Source organism: Thiocapsa imhoffii (assembly GCF_016583985.1).
Lineage (GTDB): Bacteria > Pseudomonadota > Gammaproteobacteria > Chromatiales > Chromatiaceae > Thiocapsa > Thiocapsa imhoffii.
The window spans coordinates 1-8,997 of sequence record NZ_NRSD01000044.1 but is presented as its reverse complement, the minus strand read 5'-3'; the positions used below and the strand labels follow the sequence as shown (position 1 = coordinate 8,997).

The 8,997-nt window shown below is 61.5% G+C and carries 11 protein-coding genes and 2 pseudogenes; 5 read left to right on the top strand and 8 right to left on the bottom strand.

Annotation, left to right across the window (positions count from 1 at the left end; translation table 11 throughout):
• Positions 1-241, top strand: a 241-nt coding sequence (locus CKO25_RS20000; RefSeq protein WP_200389714.1) for a transposase, incomplete at its 5' end; no start/stop codon positions are given.
• 514 nt (positions 242-755) lie between these two features.
• A complete protein-coding gene (locus CKO25_RS19995; protein ID WP_200389713.1) occupies positions 756-941 on the top strand; it encodes a hypothetical protein in 186 nt (61 codons plus the stop codon).
• Positions 942-1,028: 87 nt separating this feature from the next.
• Here CKO25_RS19995 and CKO25_RS19990 read toward each other — a convergent pair whose 3' ends face one another.
• Both CKO25_RS19990 and CKO25_RS22050 read right to left on the bottom strand, forming a co-directional pair.
• On the bottom strand, positions 1,029-1,691 hold the full coding sequence (locus CKO25_RS19990; RefSeq protein ID WP_200389712.1) for an O-methyltransferase: 663 nt from the start codon (positions 1,689-1,691) through the stop codon (positions 1,029-1,031).
• 189 nt (positions 1,692-1,880) lie between these two features.
• Complete coding sequence (locus CKO25_RS22050) at positions 1,881-2,675, bottom strand: hypothetical protein (RefSeq protein WP_200389711.1); 795 nt, start codon at positions 2,673-2,675, stop codon at positions 1,881-1,883.
• A gap of 13 nt (positions 2,676-2,688) precedes the next feature.
• Between CKO25_RS22050 and CKO25_RS19980 the strand changes: the two genes are divergently transcribed.
• Complete coding sequence (locus tag CKO25_RS19980) at positions 2,689-3,123, top strand: lysozyme inhibitor LprI family protein (protein WP_242467774.1); 435 nt, start codon at positions 2,689-2,691, stop codon at positions 3,121-3,123.
• Positions 3,124-3,182: 59 nt separating this feature from the next.
• Here CKO25_RS19980 and CKO25_RS19975 read toward each other — a convergent pair whose 3' ends face one another.
• The 6 genes and pseudogenes from CKO25_RS19975 to CKO25_RS19945 all read right to left on the bottom strand — a co-directional run bounded on the left by CKO25_RS19975 (position 3,183) and on the right by CKO25_RS19945 (position 8,237).
• The gene (locus CKO25_RS19975; protein WP_200389710.1) at positions 3,183-5,540 is read right to left on the bottom strand and encodes a penicillin acylase family protein; all 2,358 of its coding nucleotides are present in this window, start codon (positions 5,538-5,540) and stop codon (positions 3,183-3,185) included.
• Positions 5,541-6,045: 505 nt separating this feature from the next.
• Positions 6,046-6,528: a single-stranded DNA-binding protein gene (ssb, locus tag CKO25_RS19970; RefSeq protein WP_200389717.1), complete on the bottom strand. Its 483-nt coding sequence runs from the start codon at positions 6,526-6,528 to the stop codon at positions 6,046-6,048.
• Positions 6,529-6,645: 117 nt separating this feature from the next.
• Positions 6,646-6,861: pseudogene (locus CKO25_RS21435) on the bottom strand (transposase); the annotation flags it as partial.
• Positions 6,856-7,466 (bottom strand): annotated as a pseudogene (locus CKO25_RS22045) (transposase); the annotation flags it as partial. The pseudogenes CKO25_RS22045 and CKO25_RS21435, both read right to left, overlap by 6 nt.
• Before the next feature lie 428 nt (positions 7,467-7,894).
• The gene (locus CKO25_RS19950; protein WP_200389707.1) at positions 7,895-8,161 is read right to left on the bottom strand and encodes a DUF2442 domain-containing protein; all 267 of its coding nucleotides are present in this window, start codon (positions 8,159-8,161) and stop codon (positions 7,895-7,897) included.
• Positions 8,112-8,237: a DUF4160 domain-containing protein gene (locus tag CKO25_RS19945; protein WP_338115190.1), complete on the bottom strand. Its 126-nt coding sequence runs from the start codon at positions 8,235-8,237 to the stop codon at positions 8,112-8,114. The genes CKO25_RS19950 and CKO25_RS19945 overlap by 50 nt, the downstream gene beginning before the upstream one ends.
• Before the next feature lie 113 nt (positions 8,238-8,350).
• Between CKO25_RS19945 and CKO25_RS19940 the strand changes: the two genes are divergently transcribed.
• Both CKO25_RS19940 and CKO25_RS19935 read left to right on the top strand, forming a co-directional pair.
• On the top strand, positions 8,351-8,581 hold the full coding sequence (locus CKO25_RS19940) for a hypothetical protein (protein WP_200389706.1): 231 nt from the start codon (positions 8,351-8,353) through the stop codon (positions 8,579-8,581).
• A 108-nt stretch (positions 8,582-8,689) separates the two neighbouring features.
• A partial coding sequence (locus tag CKO25_RS19935) for a transposase (protein ID WP_200389705.1) occupies positions 8,690-8,997 on the top strand: 308 nt, incomplete at its 3' end.

Sequence of the window (8,997 nt, the reverse complement as noted above, 5' to 3'; positions counted from 1 at the left end):
ACAAGTCTCGAATCGCGGAATCAGGTGTTTCGATCGCTTTCTTGGGACGCTTAGAACTCATTTCGCTGAGATCACTAATTATTTTGTCAACCGTCAGACGAGCGGGTTTGTAGAAGGCCTCAACAATAAATTGAAAGTCCTCAAACGACGCTGTTACGGCATCACCAACCTCGCCCATCTGTATCAAAGAGTGTGCTTGGATCTCAACGGATACGCTCGCTTCGGCGTGGAGTCAATATGAATCAATGAGTTAGAGTTTTCTTGTTCAGCGACTTTTCGTAGTTGATGTGTACGCAAAATATAGCGTTAAATAATTGTTTTTAAATTGGTTTCACATTCCCCTGAAATCCGGGAGAGCCTAAACATGCTGAAAAAGCAGTGAAGGAACTTGGCTTTAAGGACAACACACGAATTGTCTTTGCTCCCCATCCCACTGCGTCAGGTGTTTCGGTTGCGATGCTTATGGAGTATGTGGGTTGACCCATCGCTCCTCCGAGCTGCGCGAATACCCTCACACGCCTTTGACTTCAAACCTTGGCCATTCCCCGTCCGCAAGCGATCCGTAACGGCCAGTCCAAGAACAGCCGCGACTGACTTCAGGTCGGGAAGGTTTGCATCGCCCGGTAGCCCGCGCGATGGTGCAATCGACCATGAGACGCACTGCTGATCGAAGGTTTCACGGGCAGCCGCCCGGCTCATCAACCCGCCTCGACCACCCAACACCGGCAGCCGACTGAACCGCCCCCGTCGCGAACATGGCCAATCCCGAGGTCGTCATGCGTCTCGCCCATCGTCTGGTTCTCGCCGTGCTGATCGTCGTCGTGGACACCGCGGCCTTCGTGGTCCCGCTGGCTGCACTGCTGCTCGCGTACCTTCTGCTCGCGCGACCCGCCTGGTTCCGGGACTGGGTCGATCGGCTGTACCGCGGGGTTTCCCGCTAGGGCGACCCCGAACGCAGCCGGGCGGGGGTGACGCGCCACGTCCTGCCGTGACCCCATCATGCCGTCGGGTTGGACCGCGTGCGGAGATCAGCGCTTGCGCGCCAGCGTCAGCCCATCGCCGATCGGCACCAGACTCAGGCTCACCCGCTGGTCTCCCAGCAGATGGTCGTTGAGCGCGCGGATCGCCAGGGTGTCCTCGTCCCGGTCATCGGGATCGGCCACGCGACCGTCCCAGAGCGTGTTGTCGAACAGGAGGAGACCGCCGGGGCGCACCAGCGTCAGACACCGTTCGAAGTACCGGGTGTAGTTGCCCTTGTCGGCATCGACGAAGGCCATGTCGAACTGCCCTTCCTGTCCCTGCGCCAGCAAGGCATCGAGGGTCTCCAGTGCCGGTGCCAGCCGCAGGTCGATGCGCTCGGCGACCCCGGCCTCGCGCCAGAAGCCGCGGGCGATGTCGGTCCACTCCGCGCTGAGGTCACAGCAGATCAGCGTCCCGTCGGCCGGCATCGCTTCGGCCATGCACAGTGCGCTGTAGCCGGTGAAGGTGCCGATCTCGAGGATGCGCCGCGCACCGATCAGCTCCACCAGCAGGGCCATGAACTGACCCTGCTCCGGGGCGATCTGCATTCCGCGCTGCTCCAAGGAGGCGGTGACCGCGCGCAGGCGCCGCTTGATCGCGCTCTCGCGCAGGGAGTGCTCGAGCAGGTAGCCGTGAAGCCGCGCGTCGAGGGGAATCGTTCGATTGCTCATGCGTGTGTACCTGTTGTCGCCGGAGTGTCTTCCAGGCGGTGAAGCGTTCGCCCCCGAACCTGCCGGTCGAGGGCAAGGAGCCCATGGGCGTGTGGATCCGCGAACGGCTCACGGCCGCCCACGTCTCTGCCGCGGGCGAACAGGAGAGCGGATCGCGACCGAGCCAGCGGCGGGGAGCGCGGTCGCGGATCAGCCGTCTACCGGCTTGCGTCCAATGATCTGCACGACATGACCGCGTCCCTGATGGTAGCGCCCTTCGAAGACCTCCCGCTCGCACTCGCGTGCGACCTCGAACATCAGGCCGTCAAGCTCGACTTGAAGGGTGGCGAGGCTCATGGTCAGCTCGGCCACGGGCGGACCGCCGGTGCCGAAGCGCAGCTGCTCGGGGGTGTAGGCTTCCAGGATCAGGACGCCGCCCGGACGCAGTCCCTCCACCACGCGTCGGTGCACCGCCCGGCGCAGGTCCGGCGGCACATGGGCGAAGATCGAGACGATCCCCGACCAGGCGTTCGGCTGGATTTTGAACTGTGGCAGATCGGCAGCACTGCGGGTGTCCATGTTCAGGGCGAAGATCCAGGTGTCCTCGGGCGTCTCAACATACCCGACGGACCAGCCGATCTGCGGCGTGGCCCGCGCGGCCCAACCGGTCTTCGCGAACAGCACGGCGAGGTCGGCGTCCTCGGCGTGGGCGGGTGCGGCGATGACGAGCGCCGTGAGCAAGAGAAGAAGCCGTGGCATCGGGAGATCCGGGTTCGAGTGAGCAATGGCGCGAGCTGACACCGGTTCGTCGGCTACCACGCGATCCGGGAGGGCCGGACGCGTGCAGGGACCGCGGTGGCCGCGGGCGCCCCAACCCGGTGTGCGATCCGGACCCGGCGCCGCCTTGCTCTTGCCTTGACAGGTCTTTGGACGGTCCCTAGCCTGATCTGGCGTGCTGTCCGGCGCGATCCGTGTCGCCAAGCGACGCGCATCCATGCGGGTCATGATGCCTCGCAGGATGGGCAACCCACAATCACCCGATCCGGTACCCGCCATGAATCCCAGCCCGTCGCTGCTCGCGCTTTCCCTCCTGCTCGTCATCGGTACGAGTCAGGCACAGACCCAATCCGACCTGAACCAGAGCGCCTGCGCGGAGCTGGAGGCAGCCGATGCCGAGTTGCACAGCGTCTATCGAGAGATCCGGGAGCGCTATCGGGACGAGGCGCTGTTTCTCGACACACTGAAGACCGCGCAGCGTGCCTGGATCGCCTTCCGAGATGCCGAGCTTGCCGCACTCTACCCGGCGCAGGACAAGCAGATCGAATACGGGTCCATGTATCCGATGTGCGAATGCACGACATTGGCGGGGCTGACGCGTGAGCGTACCGCGCAATTGCGGGGCTGGCTGGACGTGGAGGAGGGGGATGGGTGTGGGGGAAGCCGGAGACTGTAACCGCAGCGGTCCTTCACCCCTCATCGCGCCGACACGCGGCTCGGGATCGGCATCGGCGCCTAAGGAGCCGGTTTCAGCGTCAGTCGGTGGCGCGTTGGCCCCGGCAGGAACGGGCTTGGGGTACCGGACATCCAGTCGTCATGGCCGCGTCGGTAGAACGGCGACAGCGGATGACCGCTTTGGCCGGTGGGCATCTGCATCAGACCGTTGGCCTCGTCGCCGGGTGACACGGAGAACCGTTGCGAGGCACCGAAATCCGGACTCTGCGCGAGCGGCAGGTTTGCATCGCCCGGTAGCGCCTGGCGTGGCATATCCAGCCATTTCGACAGCCACGGAACGGCCCCACTGATCGGGTGGGCAATGTGCGCGGTATTCAACTCGCCCCACGTCCGTGCAGACAGGCCACCGTCGAAGTGCTGCTCGAAGCGGTCGATGTTTTCGCGCACCGCGGCGAGCATCAGTGCATCCCAGCTCTCAACATTCGCGGGCAACAGATGCCGTGGCTTCTCGGTCAGAACGGACCACAACGGCGCCTCGAACTGGTGACTGATCAGCAGATCCGCGTTCTCTCCATGGACAGCCCTCACCGGTGTCGTCAGTGCGGCAAACACCTTCTGCCGCACCTGCAACCGGAAGGCACGCACCAGCCGATAGCCGACGGAATCGGTGGACGCCGCAGGAATCCAGTGCTCCACCAGTGACCGATACTCCTCCATCTCGGGTCCGCCGGAGGCAAGCACCTCGAGCAGCAATGTTCTCCAGCGCCCGAGGAATAGCGCCTCGTGATCGCGTTGAATCGCCAACATGTCCTCCGGCGCGAAGCGGTCTTTCTCGAATAGCCGGTCCCGGATCTGCTGCGCCCGCGCGCCGAGGTCGTAGCCGCCATCTCCGATCTTCCGCAGCGCGTCACCCTCGACGACGCGCGCGTTCGCTGTCCAAATCCGCTGCGACTCCGGATTGATGACGCGCGGATAGTCGGCCGGGTCCAGCCAGCCGGTCCATCCGCCCCCGTTGCTCCAATCGGCGGGAACCCTCGGGTCGTAGCCGCTCTTCACCGGGATCCGACCGGCGATGCTCCAGCCGATATGGCCGTGCGCATCGCCCGCCACGACATTCTGCGGCGGCAAACCCATCGTATTCGCGACGTCGAGTGCGGTATCAAGGTCCGCAACCGTTTCGAGCTCGAGGATCTTCAGGTTGACGGCCTGCGGACTGTGGGCGAGCCAGCGCACCGCCACCTCGCTGCCGGCAAATGGATTGCTGTCGTCGACCGGACCCCATCGAGTTTCACGGATCCTGTACTCGACAGGATCCGCCTGCTTGACGTTGATCCACTCCCGATGCACGACAAACACCTCCTCCCCGTCCGGCGTTCGATAGGTCCCGGCCGCTGCACCTGGCCTGATCACGACGGCATCGGACCAGTCGCCGTAGCTGTTGGTGTATCCCCATGCCACGCGCCCGTTGCTGCCGGCAACGACGAACGGCGTACCGGGCAGAGAGACCCCGGTCACGTCTCGTTCGCCGTCGCCCGTCGTGATCAGGCGCGCCCGGTAGTAGAGATTGGGGACCGAGAGGCCCAGGTGCATATCGTTCGAGACCAGCGCCCGACCGTGATCGGTCAGCGCGCCGCCGACCGCCCAATTGTTGCTGCCGTTCAACGCAGGGCTGCCCTGTTCGGTCGCGGGTTCGGGGATGAGTGCGACGTGCCGGATCGCATCGTCACCGGCGTCCGGCATCGGAACGGCCTCGATCGCTCCACCGACCAGCGGGGCATCCCAGCTCGTGCCGGTCGGATAGAGCCAGGCATCGACGTTGGCCGGCAGCACCGATTGCGCAACCCCGCGTTGGACGTCGCCTCGTGCCCTATCGTCGTTCAGCTGCATAAACATCGCGTAGACGACGAGAATCGTATCCTGCGTCCTCCAGGGCTTCGGTTGTTCACGCAACAACAGGTATTCGAATGGACGGACCGACAGACTCCCGAGACCCGCATTCACGCCGGAGGCATAGGCGTCGAGGATGGCTCGCTCGGTCGCCGTCAGTGTCTGCATGACGGCCTGTGCGCGAGCGCGGAATCGATGAAAGCGGTGATGCTTGTCGAGCGGCAAAGCCGCCGCGCCGAACATCTCCGAGAGCTCGCCGGCAGCCTTGCGGCGAATCATGTCCATCTGGAAGAAACGATCCTGCCCGTGCACGAATCCCGTCGCCAAAGCCAGGTCGCGGCGCGTCGATGCACGAATCGTCGGGATACCCTGCTCATCGCGTTCGATGGTCACAGGATGATCGAGACCGGGAACGGGAAGGTCGCCGTCGAGCATCGGCAGACTGCCGCGAATCAGCCACCAGGTCGCGAAGCCTGCCGTCAGAACGACTGAAGCGACGCCGAGCAGTAAGCGAAGGATCCAGATCTTCATGCTCAAGGGAGTCGGCGACCTGATGGACAGTCAAGGTGAATGCAGCGGTGACCGGGCGATGCAGCGATGCGCTGATGATCAGCTGACCGAGACAGGTTTGTACTGCTGAAGCGCCGTCACGATCTGACAAATGCGGACTATATGCGCTTCTCTGGCTGGACGCTGAACTATCCAGAGATCGGCGGCGACGCGCTCCGCATCGGCCTTCGGTTTGTTTGGCTGCGAGGTCGGGATCGAAGGAACCGCTGGCGCAGGCGAGCCCCGTTCAGCCGTGATCGCGTCTCAGGATCGCACCGACCTTGCCGCGACCACCCATCGGAATCCTCGGCTCGCGCGCACCCGGTGGCCGGCGTTGTGTGCCGGTCCCGGCGCCGTGCGGAGGTGCGGGCGTCCTCGAGGTCGGGATGCGTCCTGTCAGCCGTGATCAGGTGTCAGGTCCACGCCGTTCTTAGAGACACTTCGGGTGGGCAACCGGACTCGGGTGTCCACCCGAGCCGGGTCTACCTCAGAACGGAATGTCGTCGTCGAAGTCCTGGTGTGGCTCTGGCGCTCGGCTCTGAGCCGGCGCCTGAGCACGCGGTGACTCGGTCGAGCGGTTGTAACTGGCCGATTCGCGCGGGCGCTCGGTCGTATCGCCTTCGCCGGAACCGCGGCTGTCGAGCATCTGCAGTTCGTTGCCCTGGATCTCGGTCGTGTAGCGGTCCTGACCCGATTGATCGGTCCACTTCCGCGTCTGGAGCTTGCCCTCGATGTAGACCTTCGAGCCTTTGCGCAGATACTGGCCTGCGATCTCGCCGAGTCGGCGCCAGAGGATGACGCGGTGCCATTCGGTGCGCTCCATGCGCTCGCCGGTCTGCTTGTCCCTCCAGGTCTCGCTGGTCGCGATCCGCAACGTGGCGACGGTGTCGCCACTCTGGGTGGAGCGGATCTCGGGATCTGCTCCGAGATTGCCGACCAGGATGACTTTGTTGATTCCGCTCACGGTGATGTCTCCTTGTGCGTGCGCCGTCCATGGCGCGGTGGGTTGTTTTACCCGTCTTGCGTGAAAAGCCCCGTCGTTCAGGGCGGGGATGGATAGCGCCGGACGGTGGACCCGTCCGGCTGTTTAGGTGGGAGTCTGTTGCTGTTCGATGCACTGACGCACGATCGCCATCGGTGCGCCCCCACCGGAGGCGGCGCAGTAGGAGGGCGACCAGAGGACGCCCTTCCAGTCGCGCCGCTGGATGTCCGGGCGCTACTGGCGCAGCAAGCGGCTGGGCACGCCTTTGAGACTGTTCACCAGGGCGGACCCCTCCACCTTGGGCGAGTACTCGACCAGCAGGTCGCCCCACAGTTCCTGGACCACCATCGCCGGGGCTATGCAACGCAGCCACGCTATGCCGAGGGTGATCTTGATGTTGCGCAGATCCAGTTCCACGTTCCAGCGGCGCCGGTACAGCACCTTCAACGTATTCTTCGGGGCCGCTTTGGCATCCAGAAAGGTGGTGACCATGATTTTCCACCGGCCGCGAACTCGCGCACCGTCAGCGTTGCCGGGGGCTTGCGCGTACAGCTCCGGGGTCATCCAATCCGGTCGTTTCGTCCGTTTCTCCAGCACCACCAGATGATCGCGCGGTCCGAGCTTCTACCCGGTCTTGAAATCGGTGCTGCGTTTGCGTACACCGTACTGTTCGAACATCCGTCGACGCCCCGTTGCACCAGTTTGCAGAGCAGAAAATAGGTCGGGTAGAAGGCGTCGCCGAGCAGGATATCGTCGGCCTCAAGCGCATTGAGCAGCGCGCCACTGCACAGACAGATCAAGGCCACCATGCGGCAGATCGGAAAGCCCAAGCCGGGCTTCTGGCGACTCGGCTGCAGATCGACGGCCTGGTTCTGCGCCCTGTCCACCATCGTCATGGTCGAGCCGTCGACCAGGCGCACTGGGCGATTCTACGCCTGCCACCAAGGCGGTGCGCCGGCGCCGAATCAGTTCTTGTTGCTCCAAGGCCGGACGATGGCATGCATGCATGCATGCAAGCCGGTTCCTCGGGTGGTCGGTGTGATTTGGCGATTTCACCGTACCACCCTCGCCAGCCTTCCTCATTCTTTTTCAATCGCTTGCGCTTGTCTTAGCACTATTCGAGCCTGGCCCCTTTCCTCCTGCACTGGCGGCAGACATGCGACATGCACCCCGATGCCCGTACGACATTTGCAGCACGGCGATCCGTGGGAGCCATCTGGTTATATAGGCATGAACATGATCTGTCGATCCGCAGCCGAACGCCACGCCTAAGCCGACCCATACTGCGCCGCGATGCGGTTGAAGCCAAAGTGCCAAGCATCGTGCGCAGTATGGGAACGGCTTGAGGCGCGTGTTATGTGCTTTTTGATTTAAGCGGAAAACGATCTGGATGCTTAATAATTTCTCTGGTTAAATCGACATCTATGTCAGGCCAGTAAAAATGATTTGGTGATTCTTCTTCTACATTTACAATTGATTGGACCGACATTTCTTTAAACCATGGAAAATCATCATATGACATAAACAATTCTTCTCCATGGGCAAGCAGCCACACCCCATGCGCAGAAATATTAGTTACTTCCACTACTGAAATGCTGTTCCCATGCGCTAACAAGCTCATTATAACGAACCTCAACGAGTGACTCTATTGGCTTTAGTTGCTTTCTTGAATATTTATGGTTTCTTGCAAGCTCGATTTCAGGTTCGAGCCAAAATTTCGTGGCTCTCCCGGATCTCAGGGGGTCATGTTATCATATAAATCAGTCACTTGATGGCGGTGCTCCGCTAAAATGTCATTCGAGCGCTTTTGATGATGACTTTCGATAATGATACGATTCAGGCCCTTTTAAATCTTCCTGACCTCGCAATTGAACGGGTGGTTTTAGGTGAACGTAAAACGTTGAGAATTTACGTTCATAGTACCCTAGAAGGAACGCAGTGTCACCGTTGTGGCAAGCCGATTCATCATGCTTATGGTTTGGGTAATGAGATCGAACTTCGACATTTGCCGCTACTCGAATACCGAGTGCTGTTGATCTGACGTCCTAAGCGCGATCAATGTCGCTCCTGCGAAGGGCATCCAACGACAAGTCAAACCCTGTCATGGTATACGCCACGTGCCTCAGTCACAAAAGCTTTCGAGCAACAGATGCTTTTGGAATTGATCAACAGCACGCTTGAAGATGTGAGCCGGAAACAGGCTATTGGCGTTGATGCGTTACAAGGCATCCTTGATCGTCAGATCAGTGCCACCATCGATTGGAATCCAATTCAAAATCTCGAAGTGGTCGGGATCGATGAGATTGCACTGAAGAAAGGACATCGCGATTTTGTTGTTGTGGTCAGTGCCTACATCAACGGCATGCTGCAGGTCATCGGACTGCTCAGCGAGCGCACCAAAGCCGCAGTCAAGGCATTTTTTAACAGTATTCCCAAGCGGTTACGACGTACCGTCAA